This window comes from Fodinibius sp., from assembly GCF_034521915.1.
Taxonomy (GTDB): Bacteria; Bacteroidota; Rhodothermia; order Balneolales; family Balneolaceae; genus Fodinibius.
On sequence record NZ_JAXHLU010000015.1, the window covers coordinates 1 to 16,182 of the forward strand.

Below are 16,182 nucleotides of genomic sequence, written 5' to 3' on the forward strand. Positions count from 1 at the left end.
TGAATACTCCTGTCCATAAATGCTGCCGTCTTCATCGGCCACCTGGACGACGCGGAACATGCCCCGTTCCATGTGATAGAGGATGTGGCAGTGGAACGCCCATCGCCCTTTGTCGCGCGGCGTAATAAGGGCCGAAATGCGCTGGGCCGGTTGTACCAGCAGGGTATGCTGTCGGGGGTTGTACTGTCCGTTACCGTTTTCCATCTCCATCCACATGCCATGCAGGTGAATGGGGTGTTCCATCATCGTGTCGTTAACAAGGGTCAGGCGCAGGCGCTCGTTGTGTTTGAACTCGATGGGGCCATCCACCTGGTGAAACTGGTCCCCGTCGAACGACCACATGTAGCGTTCCATATTGCCAGTCAGATGCAGTTCCACTTCCCGCTGGGCATCACGGGTGTCTTTGTTGGGACGCAAACTTTTTAGATCATTATAGACCAGCACTTTTCGTCCATCATTTCCCAAGTCCAATGCCCGGTTCATCCAGCCGGTCAAATTGGTTCTGGGCAACGGCAGCCGCGCCTGGTCCGTGCTTGTCAGGCCCGTGTTTGACAGGCGTCTCCTTCATGGCGGGCATATTCTTGTCGCCGTGGTTCATGTCTCCATGGTCTATATTACCATGATCCATGTCGTTCATATTATCGCCTTCCATATCCATGCCGCCCATGGACATCATCATGCCCATGTCTCTCATGCTGCGTTTGGGGCGCGGACGTAGGTCAGGTACCGGGGCTTCCATCCCTTCACGGGGTGCCAGCGTGCCGCGTGCATAGCCGCTTCGATCGAGTGATTCGGCGAAAATAGTAAACGGTTTTTCCTCCTTGGGTTCGACGATCACATCATAGGTCTCGGCAATGCCAATGCGAAACTCTTCAATGGGTACCGGTTCTACATTTTGCCCATCGGCTGCAACCACGGTCATCTGGAGCCCGGGAATGCGAACATCAAAGGCGGTAGTACCGGCGGAGGCGTTAATAAATCGCAGCCGCACTTTTTCGCCTTTGTTAAACAGAGCGTTCCAGTTGGAGTCGGGACCGTGGCCGTTCATCAGGTAGGTGTAGGTGGCACCGGTGACATCCAGCAGGTCGGTGGCGCTCATCCGCATATCTCCAAACATGGCATAGTCTTTAATCGTATCGCCAAGACCGTTCTTTTTTACGTCACTGAAAAATTCGCCAAGGTCTCGCTTCTGGTAGTTGTAGTAGCCCTCCATTTTGATGTTGTTGGCCAACACATCATGGGGATCCTCGAACGTCCAGTCCGAAAGTACAATCGGATAGTCACGGTCATACTCAACCGGGTCCTGTTCGGCGGGGTCGATAATCATGGGACCGTAATGGCCGAGCTGTTCCTGCAGGCCCGAGTGGCTGTGATACCAATAGGTCCCGCTCTGTCGCACCGGATATTTATACTCAAAGGTTTCACCGGGCTTGATCCCGTCAAAACTTACGCCGGGTACCCCGTCCATCTGGAAGGGGAGCAGAATACCGTGCCAGTGAATGGAGGTATCCTCATCCAACTCATTGGTAACGCGGAGCGTGACGTCTTGCCCCTCTTTCAGGCGAATGAGAGGGGCTGGTACCGTTCCATTAATTCCTATTGCTTCTCCCTGCTTCCCATCGATCTTGTGAGGCATTTTACCGATCGTAAGGTCAATGACGTTATCGGGACCTTTAGGAGTTAATACTTCTCGCCTCTCACTGCCAAAGCCCGCTAAGGCGTAACCCGGCAATACTGCGCTTGCACCGGCAAAAGCTGCGAGGGAACCGGCATAACGCAGGAATTTTCGGCGCGATATATTATTGTTGTCTTCACTCATAGTGGTTCAGTATTCTTTTATTGATTCAGCAGAAATTTCTTTGATCACAGTCTCTTAATATAACAGTCCAACCTTAAATCAAGCTTAAAACATTTAAGCTCAGAGTCTGTTATTTTGGATACGGAAATTTTTATACCCTAATGCAGAGTCAGTTATGTGGATTTTATTAGTGGAAGATGAAAAACAGCTTGCCGGTAACCTAAAACGGGGATTGGAAGAGGAGGGACACGTCGTTGAAGTGATCCGCGACGGAGAACAGGCCGAGCTTCAGGGGATGGTCAGCGATTATGATGTAGTTATCCTGGACTGGCGCCTGCCCAACCGGGATGGCAAGCAGATTTTGCAGCACTGGCGGAAAGAGGGGCGGGACTTTCCTGTTCTGATGCTTACGGCGCTGGGGGATCTGGATCACAAAGTGTCAGGGCTGGATGCGGGCGCCGATGACTATATGAGCAAGCCCTTTTCTTTTGAAGAATTGCTGGCTCGGGTGCGTGCCCTGGGCAGACGGAAATCCGAAATTAATGATACCGAAACGGTTTCGACCGGACCCATTGAGCTGGACAGCCGAAAGCACAAGCTAAATATTTGTGGCATCGAACGTACCCTTCGTCCTAAGGAGTTTACACTACTTGAGCTGCTGCTCAAAGAACCGGACGCGGTATTTTCCAAGACACAGATCGCCGAGCGAGTTTGGGGATCTGCCTATCACGTGAGCGATAATACGATTGAAGCCACGATTTCTACGCTTCGTCAAAAACTGGGCGAATCGCTTGAGGAATGCGATGAGGTTTCATGGGATGATTCCAATAGCATCATTGAAACCATTCGGGGAGCCGGCTACCGACTTAATAGTCGATGCTGATTAGCAAAAACGAGTAGTGTTTTGAGTAAATTTACTTCATTTCTTGATCGGCTTTCGATATCCAAAAAACTGGCATTTTGGTATGGGCTGAGCCTATTCGTGATGCTTAGCCTGTTTGGCTACATTTTATACGAGACCTTTCACCAGTCCATTCACCACAACTACGATCGCCACCTTCGGTTTGAAGCTGAACAGCTGCTCCCGCATATTGATACCAGCGGGGATACGCTTTCTATAGATCTTAAGGGATACAGCAGAAATGCAGCACTCAAAAGTGGGGTTGAATATGGCACCTACGTGCGACTGTATGATGTAAATGGAAATCAGATATACAGCAGTCCTAATTTCTCGAAGGTAGGCCAACCGCTGGAGACCGAACTCCCTGAAACCCCCGAAGAATATTCATTCAGCAGCCAATGGCAAGATTTGCCGGCCCGGACGCTTTTCTATCCGATTACAGATAACGATGGGAACTTTTGCGGCTGGCTGGAAGTAACCGGTTTTGAATGGACCCTCCACGAAGAAGTAAATCGGTTCCGCCGATATCTGTTGGTCTTTATCGCGATCAGTGTACTCTTATCCATCTTGGGCGGCTATTGGCTCTCGCGCAGGGCACTGTCGCCGGTCGCCTCGATTATCGATGCGGCCAAATCCATCACGGCCACCGATTTGGACAGGCGCATCCCCGTAAACTACCAGGTGCGAGATGAGCTGACGGACTTGGCGGAAACCTTCAATATGATGTTGAATCGACTGCAAAGAGGGTTCGAGCGTGAAAAGCGGTTTACTTCGGACGCGGCCCACGAGCTGATGACCCCGCTCTCATCACTGCAAAGCGATGCGGAGATTATGCTGCGTAAGCCACGCTCAAAAGAAGAGTATCGAGAAACGATTCAGCGGATGCTGGCGGAAACCCGTCGCATGAGTGAAATGGTGCACCTGTTGTTGCAGTTATCCCGAGTGGAAGCCGACCACCGCTCTGAGCCGGAACGGGTTAACATCAGCCGTATTACCGAAAAGGTAGCTGAGGAATATCAGGATATATCCGATCAGAAGGATATTGACTTTGAAGTAGAAGTCGATCCAGAATTATATGTTAGTGCCCATGGTGCCTATATAGAAGAAGTCATAAATAATCTATTGGAAAATGCTTTGAAATATACGCCTGAAGGAGGAAGGATAAGTCTTGAACTTCGACGAAGCAGTTCTAAGGCGGTCATCCATCTGAGTGATACCGGGATTGGATTTGACGAGGAGACTAAAAAACACCTTTTTGAGCGATTTTACCGGGCTAATGAATCGGAGGTACAGGACCAATCAGGCAGTGGTTTGGGACTACCGCTCGTCAAGGCTATTGTCGGGTTATACGGTGGAAAAATTCGAGCTTATAGTGATGGTCCGGGAGAGGGTAGTACGTTTGTCGTAGAGTTGCCATTGTGGGAAGAGGAGGAAGCCTAACGCGGTTTAATGGCTTCGATTTTTTTAACGATGCCACCTTTCGTTAGATCCCGGACCTGTTGTAGTTGCCATCCTGCTTTTTCTACGTTCACTACGGTTTCACGGGCAATATGTACGCCGATTAGGTAATGTAGTGGCCCATCAATTCGCTCCATCAGCGAAGCCAGGGGCGACCACTCAGCACGCATATGTTCCAGTAAATGGAGTCGGCCGCCGGGTCGGATCACGCGCAACGCTTCCCGAAGGCCCAAAACGGCATCGGGCACCGAACAAAAGACGAACGTGGCAATCACATCGTCAAAATGATTGTCGGGAAAATCCATCTGCTGGGCATCCATCTCTTTAAGTGTGACGTTGCCTTTCTGATGTTTTGCTAACAACTGCTTCGCCCGCTGCAACATCTTAGGCGATAAGTCAATACCCGTCAGTTCAATATCATCCGGGTAATACGGGATATTCTTGCCCGTACCAACGCCAATCTCCAATACGTTTGGTCCCTCAACCTGTTGCCAAAGGTCACTGCGCCAACCTTGGAACAGCAATTTTTCTACCGGCCACTCCATTACGTTATACAATGGAGCGATGAGATCGTAACGATTTTGGGTGTGGGCGGTATCACTGCTGTTCTTTTGCATGTTTAAGTAACCTATCGTCTATTTTGAAGAACATTCTTCCGTTCCTCATATTCCTCCCGCTCTATTTCTCCCTGTGCATACCGTTTATCGAGTATTTCGAGTGCGCTTTCGTTCGTATTGCTCCTAGATTCATGTCCCGGGATATTGAACACGATCAGTACAAAAGCGAGGATGATGAGGATCCACCAAATCCAATGCATACCTATGAAATTATGACCAAACATAATGTTTCGTGGGTTAGAGTGGTTATTCTCTATTGATTGTTATGATGCTTTTGGTGTTTTTTGCCGTTATTAGAATTTTTCATCATTCCTTTATGGTTCATCATATCACCTTGCATCATCTGCATGCACATCATATGCATCTTCATCATGGATGAATCGCCCATCTTCTCCATCATTTTGGAGTGATCCATTTTTTCTCCATCCATCATAGACTGCATTATTTCCATATGCTTTTGCATACGCTCTTTCATCTGGGGATTGTTTTTCATCATTTCCTGCATGTTGCCCATATTCATATTGCCGTCCATGTTTTGCATCATGTGCTGCATCATCTTTTGACGCATTTCCGGATTGTCCGCCATATGCTGCATCATCATGGATTGCATGGAGGAGTCCTGCATCATTTCCATCATCTGTTTCTTCTTTTGGTCCATGTCTTTTTGCTGGGCAAAACTCATAGTGGCAAAAAGAAGAATAATTGAGAGTGTGAATGTTAAGCGTTTCATAATAGTCACCGTTATTGTGGTTTATGAGATTAAAAGTTTGAGCTTCGATAAATTGTTATGTTCTGACCATAACATAACACCATCATACTTAAGAGAACCTTAAATTAGTTAAGAATATTAGCGCCTTCTTTACCATCCCTTATTCGGAAGGCTTGTTCAATGGGAGTGACAAAAACAATACCATCACCTTTGCTTCCGGTCCGGCCGTTTTCTTGAATAATTTGAACAATCGAGTTTATCTGTTCGGCTTTAGCTGCTATTTCAATTTTGACAACATGAGTATGCATAGCCGGAAAATTAAGAGAACCATGTTGTTTATTAGGGTCACTGTATCGACCTGTCCCTTCACCTTCGAAAACTGTCATAGAACGGTAGCCTTCATTTCTTAGTGAACTATAAACATCCTCTAGGAGCTTGGCTCGGATATAAGCTTTGATGAGTTTCATACGAACCTCTGCTTTAAATGAAGTTTAAATCTAAAATAGAAAGTATTGCTTAAAATAAGCTTAAAAACTCCCCGAATTTTTTATTGGTAAGACGTAAAATTATAGGATGGATATTATTTATGATAATACCTTTGAAACCCATGCACAACTAACATCAAATTTTCGGGCAATTTCAGCTTGGTCGCCGTAATTGCCAGCAATTTTTGCGGCGGTATTTCGCCCTGCCGGTTGAACAAGCCAAAAAGAATTCCATTTTCAGTGACTATGCTGAGGATGATTTTGAACGATTTTCCTTTCAAAAAAATGGAACATGCTTTTTGCCAATTATTCCGCTGGTAGGCGACACCAAAAAAGAAGCTTTTCCGCTACAGTGGAAAACACTGGAAATGACTGATCGAGAACTGAATGAACTGCGCCACAAAGTTACCGACCGGACGAAAATTGTTATTGATCGGCTTATTAATCAATACGTTGATGGCGGTTTTACCCGGTCAGCAGCTAAGTTAGTTGCAAGATTTAAACGCAATAACATTGTGGACAAAATCATGGGCATTATAGAAGATGATCTTACTGAATTTAAACTCAAATCCTGATTACTATGAATTTTCTATCCTCTTATAGTCGTTTTGGGCTTTTTGCTTTAGCAATAATGTATTTGACAGCCGGCTGCAGCAACATGTAAGCGGTATTTAGTGAGGAGGCATACCAGCAGGCGGTAAACCTGAAGGTAGAATCGTTGAACCTGATGGTTATGGCTACAGAACCCTACGACCATCATGAAGATGAAGTGCAGGCATTAAAAACCGAGCTTCGTAAAGCTTATGAATACGCCAAAAGCCGCCCGAATAACACTGAGAGCACACAGCAATGGGAGATTATGATCGATCCGGATGGTTCCCTGCTAGGCGGATTCATAAGCATGTGGGAAGAACGTGGACAGATCTCATCTACCATGGTGGAGCAGTCCTAGGGCAATATCGAAGAGGGGTTCGATATCATCATGGAGCTTGAAAGTGGAAAACGAAAAACCATAGAACCGGAATATTTATGCCAAATTTTGATGACTTTATCGATCAGTTAAAAAATGACCTTGTCGATCATGCCCAGCAGTTTGGTGATGATGTCATGGATGAATTTGTAGAAGATGGCAAAGCCTTTGCCGAAGAAGCCAAGGGGGACCTTAAGCGATGGACACAGCTAATGGCCGAGGGCAAGCTAACCAGCGATGATCTTAAATTCCTGGTAAAAGGGAAAAAGGATTTGGCCAAAATGGAGGCTCTTAAACAGAAAGGGTTAGCCAAGGCACGTCTCGACAAATTCAAGGATATCCTTGTTGGTACGGTGGTGAGTTTAGCCATCACCCTTTTTGAGGGCCACTCATAAAACCATTATCTGTACTTCGCGTATATTTAACCATTAAAATGAAATAGCAATGGAATTAATCCTAATTATACCATTGCTAACCGCTTTGCTTTTTTCTTGAGATGATATTGATCAATAGCTGAAAATATTTTTGCCATGGCTTCTTCGGCATAAACTCCGGTAGCGTAAATGTTTTTCTTGCCGTTTGAAAAAGCGAGAAGTGTCATCCGTGAAAGTGGATAGGTACTCTTTTTAATTTGATAGAAACCTTTATACCGGTCTGTTTGATAATAGCTTCTGAACTCTTTTGCCGTTGTCATAATGTATTCCTCTTATTAAAGGACTGTCAAATATTGCAAATGGGTAAATAACCGTCTGTAGATGATACTGTGGCTGCTTTCATTTCTGTTGTAACAGCGCTATGACAAGATAATATATTTTTTATTAATAAAAATTAATGTTTGTAAAAACTTTGATTTAAATATAGTTTTCTGTCTGTTTTGTGAATTCAAAAATATATCTGATCAACAATTTGGCAAAGTCCTTTAGGGTAAAAATTGAACAAAATTAAGATCTAAAGTAGGCATCTGGAAATAGCAGAGTTATTCTATTTGGGAGAAAAGTGGAAACAAAACCTGCAGCATTCTTAAATCAAAAAGGCAATAGTAATCTAAGTAGTTTTAAAACAGATCCCGGGTATTTTAAATGATTCGGGGGGTTTTTATCTTGATAAGCCAAATTGCTCTTCAGGCAAAAATAATATGGAAGCTACTGTAATCAAGTCCATCGTCTATTTTCCTATAACAAGTAAAGTGTTGACCTATTTCTTGTGGAAGAAAACACTCCCTAAGTATTGAAAAATCAATATTTTATAGAAAATATTAACGGTTTGTTGTGTAGTAGTTTCGTTATATGAAGTGATGGTTCAAATCTATCAATAATCTTAAATGACTACTATGAAAAAAATCTATTTAACAATCGGATTGTGTCTGATTACGACGCTTGCCAGTGCGCAATGGATCACTGATATGTCGTGTAATAACAGGGCTGAAAAAATCGCGGATAAAGCAATTACTCATCTTATAAATGTAGAGACGCCGATTGCTGTTGGGATGGCCGAAGCCGCTCTCATGATGGACAAAGACTGCGGTAGTGCCAAGCTGGTACTCATAAACGCTGCTTCAAGCGGTAAGTATGGATCTCGTGCTGCACAGTTAGAAAAGCTGGACACCAAGAAGTTTACGGAACAGGAAAAAGCCTGGGTGAAGTTGATGGGCGCATCCTCCGAAGAATTTGAAGGCACAGTAAAACAGGTTGCTGCAAGATATCCGGCAGTACCTCTTTTTGCTTTCTGGGAAAGTGTATCTCTAAAGGATGGAAAAGATAAGCTGGCGAAATATATCGAAGAATTTCCCGAATACGCTTCGCCTGCCTACAATATTATGTCGTACCGCTATGCGGATGGGACGTATGAAAATAAACCTGATATGACGAAAGCTGTTGAAACGGCCCAAAAGATATTCCTCTCGCATGATGGACCCAATGCCCACGATTCAATTGCGGAACATTATGCTAACACGGGAGAGTACAAGAAGGCTTTTGAACACCAAATGAAAGCCCTTGATTATGCTGGTACGGGATCGGCCTATGGATATAATGCCCAGATGTACTATAGTCACACGAACATGGCGGCCCTAACTGATTCGATTGAGGCCAAGACCAAGCTGAGAATAACTTATCAAATGAAAAATGATATCGAGAACTTAAAACAGTTTTACTCTGATAAAGTTGGAATGATTGGTTGTAACTCGAATATGGAGCCGTGTATTTTTTACGCCAGTTTAGAAGAGGAGGATGCTAACCATACTTGGAATCGCTGGGATGTCAAAGATCTGAAAGTCTATTTCAGCCCGGACATGAAAACAGCCCTAACCACCTTCAATAACGATGGAGAATATACCATGAAGGGAAGTGATAGTCCGGTAGCGTATAAGACCAGAGCCAGTGAGGTTTGGCACTATGAGAACGGATGGAAACTGATGCACTCCAATTTTGCTCCGCTTGCACTTGGGTCAGGCATTCCTAAAACAGAATAAATAAGATTTAAAAATCTTTCCAAGGCCGTGAATATTCACGGCCTTTTTTATTTTTGCCTCTCTGTTGTGAGTTGTTTGTTGGCTAAATAATTAATTTCTGAATAAAATATTTATTAGCCATACAAAGCTTTTTAGTAAGAGTGATTGTCTTTGCTTATTTAAGCATTCTTTCAGGAGAATCTTATCTCTTATGATCGCTATACATTTATCAGGTTCTTCAAATATCAGACTATGTGCTGATTCTTTTAGTGTATAAAATCCTTTGTCGGGAGCATTAATTCTGCAAAGTATTCATAGGCTAAATCATAGTTAACTGTGTAGTCATAGATTCCATGAAGGAAGTATACGGGAATCTTAAAATTCGTGCTTTCTTTGGAAAGGTCATGGGAAATAACCTCATCCCAGATGACACTTACACCGGAATTTATTTCGCCTTTCCAGAGATTAATCTTTTCCCCTAAGGTATACTCTTGGAAAAATAAGAATGGAATAAAAAGTTCTGTCAACACACTATTCATATTTCTCATTGTGCCTACGCCTAAATCATGCATCGCATAATCTCTTATCTTATAGTAAGCATCAGAAATGGGTTCGCTCAGCACTATCGGATTCTCCAGCAGCTGAGGCACATACATTCTTTTCGTCTCCTCATTCTTATATTGCTCCACCATATAATGATATGCGAATCTGCGAATTTTTGACTTGATTTTATTGCGAGGTTGCAATAAGGGGATACACAAAATGAAGTTCTATTCAACTAATTGTGAGGGTATCATATTGGCACAATATTTTCTGTATGTATAAGTAACAGGCAGAGATAAATAACCGACTCGCTATGAAATACCGGAAATCCATAACCATATTGTCCTCGATCATAATTATTCTGGCTGTTGTGGCTGCATCAATGGGTATTTTTTCGACCGGTGGCCCCGACCCGTATACTATTGAAACGGTTAGAGGGGAAACAGTAACTGTTTATGGGAAAGGACTCTATAAACACATGTCGCAGGATGTTGCTCCGCAGGGCATTGCACAAGATTATATAACCTTGTCGGTCGCAGTGCCACTGCTGTTTTTATCGCTAATTTGGGCACGCAGAGGGTCTTTGAAAGGTCGATTCCTCCTGGCCGGTACGCTGGGATATTTTTTAGTAACATACTTGTTTTACTTGGTGATGGGGATGTATAATATGTTATTTCTTGTATATGTAATACTTCTTGGTACATCATTTTTTGCATTTGCTAAGACGTTGCTTTCATTTGACCTCACCAATCTGTCTGAACGATTTAACGAATCCACGCCCGTAAAATTTATTGGCGGATTTCTGATATTCAACAGCATAGCCATTGGGTTTATGTGGTTGCAGGTAGTTATACCGCCCCTGTTGGACGGATCGATCATTCCCGCGCAAGTTGAGCATTATACTACGCTCATTGTACAGGGATTGGATCTCGGCCTTTTGCTGCCATTGTCGTTTGTGGCAGGGCTGCTATTTATAAAGAAAAGACCGTTTGGGTATCTGCTTACCCCGGTATACTTGATCTTCCTGTCTATAATGATGACGTCTCTGACCGCGAAAGTTGTTGCTATGGGTATGCTTGGTCAAAATGTGATGCCTGCGATCGTGATTATTCCATTCTTTGGAGTAGTCTCGATTATTTGTTCAGTTCTAATTTTTAAAAATATCAGGGAGCCTGCTCATGAACAAGCCTGATAAAAGACCTATCAGTTTTTATGCTCTTTTAGTATTAATGTTTTTCCAGGGAGTAAGTGGTTTTTTGGGTGGGGGCGCATTAATATTGGATCCAACCGGTAATTTTCTATAATTACCAATAACCCTTCTTCAAGGGACACCCTTTCAAGATTTTCTGATTCCCGGCATGATCCTTTTCACTGTTTTGGGGATTTTTCCGCTAATAGTATTCATCGGCTCGTGGCAAAGAAAAACGTGGGCATGGCCCGGAGCGTTGTTGGTAAGTATAGCATTGATTATATGGATCGGGGTACAAATAGCAATGATCGGTTATGCATCCGAACCACCGCTTCAGCTTATCTATGGGTTAGTGGGGATCGCATTATTTGTTTTATCTTATATGAATTCAACTAAATCATGGTCAAAACAATAATCATAATAATATTGATCCTTCATGGATTGATCCATTTTCTTGGATTTGTCAAAGCGTTTGAATTAGCACAAATTGACCAATTGAAGGAGCAAATATCCAATAAAGCTGGAACATTCTGGTTGCTGACGGCTTTTATTTTTTTCGTGACAGCCATACTGTTGTATTTCGGAAATGAATCATGGAGGATGGCGGGCGGTGCGGCAGTAATTATATCCCAAATACTTATAATACTTTCATGGAGCGATGCCAAATATGGTACAATAGCTAATGTTGTTGTAGCCGTTGCAATATCACTAGAATTTGGGAATTAAATGGTTCTGCAATTTTTTTTGAATAAAAAAGACCATGCAACACTGCATGGTCTCTTCGATATACTGTTTTTTAATACTCATTTAAATACGCGAGAGTTTTTTGATGGGTTTGCCGCTATGGTCGAAATACAAGATCTGCTTATTTTTACCGTCCCTCATTTTAACCTGGTATTCTGTTCGTTGAGCATCAAAGTCATGAACAATAGTTTTATTGCGGGTCATAGTCCATCCCTTATGATCCTCTACTAAAGTTACCAATATGACTTTAGGCAAAGGGGTATTTTTTGTGATGTAATGACCACTAATTAGACTCCCATCTTTTATGTTATAAGTGGCAAGTAGTTCTACTTGGTTATCACTACCTTTTACAGTGTATGTCCCTTCTTTTAAAGGGAGGTTAATTAATCCATCATAATTAATATTTGAGTATTTTTTTAAACCCGAAATATTCAAAAAATTAGGATAGTCATCCGCTCCAATTAAGATGAGTACGCTTTGATCGGCAATTGCCACTTCTGGGCAAGTGCAATCTTTATTAATGGCAATTTGTCCTTGAACTAATAGGGCGTTAAAGAACAGGAAGCTCATACTTAGGATTAGCGTTAGAAATTTATATACTGGTTTCATCATTTTCCTCTGAGTAGTTAAACTCATTTTTGTTTTTGGGGAAACCGGATAAGAAGGAGTAACTCGAACAGTAACACTTGGTATAGCAAATGCATTCTGAGGGAGGGGGCCTGGATATCAAGTTAGTCTCAGTAATGTAGTATAATTATGTTCTTAAAACTACTTATAAGTTAAGAAATTTCAACATCTTATGATGTGTTTCTATGTTCGTAATTCTCATTTTTTTAAACTTTTAGGTGTAGTATTTAATTAAGCTGAAAATCTTTTATTCTTTTTGCATAAATAAAATGAGCGCCTTGGATGGAGAAAAAAGTTTCCAAAATATAAATGAGCCTTTTCAGCTTGGGATATATTTTGGGGTTAGAAAATACTATCCGAGTAAGGAACCAATACCTTATGAGCTGTGTTTGTTCGGCATACTAACAGATTGAATATAATTTTATATGAAAAACGATTCGTATATACAGCTCAAGAAATTGACGAAAAGGTACAGCGAGGGCGATAAAATTCGTTCTGTCCTGGATGAGTTGGACCTATCCGTTGAAGAGGGAGAAATGGTCGTGATTTTGGGAAGATCCGGTTCCGGTAAGAGTACGCTGCTGAACTTGGTGAGCGGTATTGATAAACCGGATTCCGGAAAGGTAATCATTGACGGAACCGATTTGGCAGAAATGGATGAGAAGCATCGAACATTATTTCGCCGTAACAATATTGGCTTTGTATTTCAGTCATATAATCTTATCCCCACGTTGACAGCACACGAAAATGTGCTTTTGCCGCTAAAATTAAAGGGCACTACAGATCAAAAACTGCTGGATAAAGCGCAACAATTTTTAGAAGAGGTAGGATTGGGAGATCGGGGCGACAGCTATCCCGATCGGCTATCCGGAGGAGAGCAGCAACGGGTGGCGATTGCCCGGGCGTTGGCACATGAACCGATGCTTATCTTAGCCGATGAGCCGACCGGGAATCTTGATTACGAAACCGGTCGTATAATTCTGGAAATGCTAAATGAGTTGGTTCGCGAAAACGGGCGCACAATTATATTGGCAACCCACGATCGTGATATTTGTAAATTTGCTGATCGAGTGCTTGAGTTGAAAGGTGGCAAGCTGCAGGACGTTGAAAAGATATCAGAAGTGAGTTAGCAATGAGTACGAAGAACTCAAATTTATTGTGGCTGTCCAGTATCCGTTTTTTGCTGAAGCACCCGTGGCATTTTGCTCTTTCCATATTGGGTGTAGCACTTGGGGTAGCGGTAGTCGTTTCCATAGATCTTTCCAACAATTCGGCTAAAAAAGCCTTTAGCTTATCTACGGAGGCGGTAACAGGCAAAGCGACTCATCAAATCAAAGGAGCGGCCGAAAATTTGGATGAAGATTTATATCGCAAGATCCGAATTGAGGGTAAAGTCAGAAAATCAGCACCCGTGGTAGAAGGATATGGACGCATTGAAGGTATGAACAGAACCTTTCAGATCTTGGGTGTTGATCCCATTGCAGAGGGGCCGTTTCGGGATTTTGCCAGTCGGAATGCGGGTATTGAACTTTCTGAATTTATCAGTGGCAAAAATGCTGGACTCGTTGCGGAAGCGGTGGCCGAGCAACTTGGGGTATCAACAGGAGATACCTTATTGGTGTCGGTAGGCGGACGGGATTATCAGCTGCAGCTTAGCGGCGTCATCGAGGCCAGTAATGACAGAAGTAAGCAGGCTTTGCAGAATTTACTGGTAGTAGATATCAGTACTGCCCAGCGGTTTTTTAATATGAGAGGGCAGTTATCACGCATTGATCTGATTATACCCGACGGCGGGGAAGAGGCCAGAATTTCTGATATCAAGTCACTGTTGCCGGATGGCGTCTCGTTGATTCGCTCCGATTCGCGTACGGAGACGGTAGCACAGATGACCCGTGCCTTTGAGTTCAATCTACAGGCCTTGAGCATGCTTGCCCTCTTGGTTGGAATGTTTCTTATCTACAATACGATGACGTTCTCTGTCGTACAACGCCGGTCGCTTATTGGACGCCTGAGGGCGCTGGGAACTACCAAAAAGGAGATTCTTACGATCGTACTCAAAGAAGCATTTTTGATAGGTGTATTGGGAACTGTTATTGGTATTATCGCCGGTATCTTTTTAGCACAGGGATTAGTGAAATTAGTTACCCAATCTATAAACGATCTCTACTTTGTGCTTTCGGTGCAGGAGCTTTCTATTGGATTTTTTCCGATAGCCAAAGCAACTATTCTAGGAGTCGGGGCTACCCTGATTGCAGCATTTTGGCCGGCCAAAGAAGCATCACAGGCCGAAGTTTCTACGGTATTACAGCGGTCTTCTAATGAGTCTAAGATTAAAAGTAAGTTGATTCCACTTGCCGGTTTGGGATTGTTGGCGGGTCTGGCAGGTGGAGCAATTCTTTTGATTCCGAATGGTGGTATAGCTGCAGGATATGTTGCACTGCTTTTTATGATTGTAGGATTCGCTCTGACTATCCCGCTGCTTATTGTGGGAATGGCGCGCGTTATGCGTCCTCTGTTAGGAAAACTGAACGGCATCATTGGAAAGATGTCGGTTCGCGGGGTGGTAACGGAATTAAGCCGAACATCGGTTGCTATAGCTGCATTGGTGGTGGCGGTTGCCGCTACGGTGGGTGTGGGAGTGATGGTCGACAGTTTTCGAGGCACGGTAGTGTCGTGGTTGGAAGCGCAGCTGCAGGCCGATGTATATGTTCAGCCGCCCAGTGCTGTTTCTCGAAAAGCCGATGCCGAACTGGATCCTAAATTGGTGGATCTTCTCAAAGAGACCGAAGGGGTGGCTAAGTCGCACACTGTTCGTAATGTTGAGGTCAGAACCAACAACGGCACGGATAATTTGGTTGTAATCGATCAGGGTGCGGAAGCACAGCAGAGTTATCAGCTTAAGGAGGGTGATTCGAACTTCTGGAAGAGCTACATGAATGAGAACATTGTCATGGTATCAGAGGTCTATGCGTACCGCAATGATGTGGCGTTAGGCGATTCAATTCTTATTACAACGGATCAGGGACAGGCAGGTTTTGAAGTCCAGGCAATTTACTTTGATTACGCTTCGGATATTGGGACGATTACCGTCAACCGGGATATCTATAATCGCTATTTTGATGATGATGCTATCTCAGGATTGGCCCTTTATGCATCAAACGAATCGGATCTAAATCAATTGGTAGAACGGCTTAGAGAAAAAGCCCAGGGACAGCAAGAGGTGTTTATTCGTTCCAATCGTGGGCTTCGTGAAGCTTCTATTGCAATTTTTGATCGTACCTTTACCGTCACGGTTGTATTGCGACTGTTAGCTATAATCGTGGCTTTTATTGGCATCCTAAGTGCTTTGATGGCGCTTCAGCTCGAGCGTTCTCGAGAGTTGGCCGTACTCAGGGCCAATGGTATGACACCGGGACAGTTATGGAATTATGTGATCACTCAAACCGGAGTAATGGGGGTTATGGCCGGTATTTTGTCGGTGCCGCTGGGCATATTGATGGCGTATATTCTGGTTTATGTGATTAATCTGAGATCATTTGGCTGGACGCTCCAGTTTATGATCACACCGGAAGTATTACTGCAGGCCTTTGGACTATCGGTGGTAGCCGCTTTGCTGGCCGGCTTGTATCCATCCAAAAAAATGTCGGAAGCTAATCCCGCCGATGCATTACGTAATGATTAAAGAGATAGTA

The 16,182-nt window shown here is 43.6% G+C and carries 17 protein-coding genes and 1 pseudogene; 10 read left to right on the forward strand and 8 right to left on the reverse strand.

What is annotated here, in order from left to right:
* Positions 1 to 1,819 (reverse strand): annotated as a pseudogene (locus U5J89_RS10240) (copper resistance system multicopper oxidase); the annotation flags it as partial.
* Between the two features lie 154 nt (positions 1,820 to 1,973).
* Here U5J89_RS10240 and U5J89_RS10245 point away from each other — a divergent pair.
* Both U5J89_RS10245 and U5J89_RS10250 read left to right on the forward strand, forming a co-directional pair.
* Positions 1,974 to 2,681 carry a response regulator transcription factor gene (locus U5J89_RS10245; RefSeq protein ID WP_322575531.1) on the forward strand — a complete coding sequence of 236 codons (708 nt, stop codon included), beginning with the start codon at positions 1,974 to 1,976 and terminating at the stop codon, positions 2,679 to 2,681.
* A gap of 21 nt (positions 2,682 to 2,702) precedes the next feature.
* Positions 2,703 to 4,139: a sensor histidine kinase gene (locus U5J89_RS10250; RefSeq protein ID WP_322575532.1), complete on the forward strand. Its 1,437-nt coding sequence runs from the start codon at positions 2,703 to 2,705 to the stop codon at positions 4,137 to 4,139.
* Here the strand turns inward: U5J89_RS10250 and U5J89_RS10255 are convergent.
* From U5J89_RS10255 to U5J89_RS10265, 4 genes are all read right to left on the reverse strand, one after another.
* Positions 4,136 to 4,774 carry a class I SAM-dependent methyltransferase gene (locus U5J89_RS10255; protein WP_322575533.1) on the reverse strand — a complete coding sequence of 213 codons (639 nt, stop codon included), beginning with the start codon at positions 4,772 to 4,774 and terminating at the stop codon, positions 4,136 to 4,138. The two genes, U5J89_RS10250 and U5J89_RS10255, sit on opposite strands and share 4 nt — an antisense overlap.
* Positions 4,775 to 4,785: 11 nt before the next feature.
* On the reverse strand, positions 4,786 to 4,998 hold the full coding sequence (locus tag U5J89_RS15995) for an SHOCT domain-containing protein (protein ID WP_416208517.1): 213 nt from the start codon (positions 4,996 to 4,998) through the stop codon (positions 4,786 to 4,788).
* A gap of 29 nt (positions 4,999 to 5,027) precedes the next feature.
* Positions 5,028 to 5,504, reverse strand: coding sequence for a hypothetical protein (locus U5J89_RS10260; RefSeq protein WP_322575534.1), 477 nt, complete (start codon positions 5,502 to 5,504; stop codon positions 5,028 to 5,030).
* Positions 5,505 to 5,608: 104 nt separating this feature from the next.
* A complete protein-coding gene (locus U5J89_RS10265; protein ID WP_322575535.1) occupies positions 5,609 to 5,950 on the reverse strand; it encodes a P-II family nitrogen regulator in 342 nt (113 codons plus the stop codon).
* Positions 5,951 to 6,153: 203 nt separating this feature from the next.
* Between U5J89_RS10265 and U5J89_RS10270 the strand changes: the two genes are divergently transcribed.
* The 3 genes from U5J89_RS10270 to U5J89_RS10280 all read left to right on the forward strand — a co-directional run bounded on the left by U5J89_RS10270 (position 6,154) and on the right by U5J89_RS10280 (position 7,333).
* Positions 6,154 to 6,543, forward strand: a complete 390-nt coding sequence (locus U5J89_RS10270) for a hypothetical protein (RefSeq protein WP_322575536.1) — start codon at positions 6,154 to 6,156, stop codon at positions 6,541 to 6,543.
* 158 nt (positions 6,544 to 6,701) lie between these two features.
* Positions 6,702 to 6,920: a hypothetical protein gene (locus U5J89_RS10275; protein WP_322575537.1), complete on the forward strand. Its 219-nt coding sequence runs from the start codon at positions 6,702 to 6,704 to the stop codon at positions 6,918 to 6,920.
* 77 nt (positions 6,921 to 6,997) lie between these two features.
* A complete protein-coding gene (locus U5J89_RS10280) occupies positions 6,998 to 7,333 on the forward strand; it encodes a hypothetical protein (protein WP_322575538.1) in 336 nt (111 codons plus the stop codon).
* Between the two features lie 65 nt (positions 7,334 to 7,398).
* On the opposite strand, the gene U5J89_RS10285 is transcribed toward U5J89_RS10280, so the two are convergent.
* Positions 7,399 to 7,632, reverse strand: coding sequence for a hypothetical protein (locus tag U5J89_RS10285; RefSeq protein ID WP_322575539.1), 234 nt, complete (start codon positions 7,630 to 7,632; stop codon positions 7,399 to 7,401).
* Positions 7,633 to 8,268: 636 nt separating this feature from the next.
* Between U5J89_RS10285 and U5J89_RS10290 the strand changes: the two genes are divergently transcribed.
* Entirely contained in the window at positions 8,269 to 9,408 is a 1,140-nt protein-coding gene (locus U5J89_RS10290) for a nuclear transport factor 2 family protein (RefSeq protein WP_322575540.1), read from the forward strand.
* A gap of 245 nt (positions 9,409 to 9,653) precedes the next feature.
* Here the strand turns inward: U5J89_RS10290 and U5J89_RS10295 are convergent, their stop codons facing one another.
* Positions 9,654 to 10,079 carry a hypothetical protein gene (locus U5J89_RS10295; protein ID WP_322575541.1) on the reverse strand — a complete coding sequence of 142 codons (426 nt, stop codon included), beginning with the start codon at positions 10,077 to 10,079 and terminating at the stop codon, positions 9,654 to 9,656.
* 164 nt (positions 10,080 to 10,243) lie between these two features.
* On the opposite strand from U5J89_RS10295, the gene U5J89_RS10300 reads away from it, so the two are divergent.
* Positions 10,244 to 11,122, forward strand: a complete 879-nt coding sequence (locus U5J89_RS10300; protein ID WP_322575542.1) for a hypothetical protein — start codon at positions 10,244 to 10,246, stop codon at positions 11,120 to 11,122.
* A 396-nt stretch (positions 11,123 to 11,518) separates the two neighbouring features.
* Positions 11,519 to 11,845: a hypothetical protein gene (locus U5J89_RS10305; RefSeq protein ID WP_322575543.1), complete on the forward strand. Its 327-nt coding sequence runs from the start codon at positions 11,519 to 11,521 to the stop codon at positions 11,843 to 11,845.
* 81 nt (positions 11,846 to 11,926) lie between these two features.
* Here the strand turns inward: U5J89_RS10305 and U5J89_RS10310 are convergent, their stop codons facing one another.
* Positions 11,927 to 12,475: a hypothetical protein gene (locus tag U5J89_RS10310; RefSeq protein WP_322575544.1), complete on the reverse strand. Its 549-nt coding sequence runs from the start codon at positions 12,473 to 12,475 to the stop codon at positions 11,927 to 11,929.
* Between the two features lie 440 nt (positions 12,476 to 12,915).
* Here U5J89_RS10310 and U5J89_RS10315 point away from each other — a divergent pair, with 440 nt between their 5' ends.
* Both U5J89_RS10315 and U5J89_RS10320 read left to right on the forward strand, forming a co-directional pair.
* Positions 12,916 to 13,620: an ABC transporter ATP-binding protein gene (locus tag U5J89_RS10315; protein ID WP_322575545.1), complete on the forward strand. Its 705-nt coding sequence runs from the start codon at positions 12,916 to 12,918 to the stop codon at positions 13,618 to 13,620.
* A 2-nt stretch (positions 13,621 to 13,622) separates the two neighbouring features.
* Positions 13,623 to 16,172: an ABC transporter permease gene (locus U5J89_RS10320; RefSeq protein ID WP_322575546.1), complete on the forward strand. Its 2,550-nt coding sequence runs from the start codon at positions 13,623 to 13,625 to the stop codon at positions 16,170 to 16,172.
* The last annotated feature ends 10 nt before the right edge of the window (positions 16,173 to 16,182 follow it).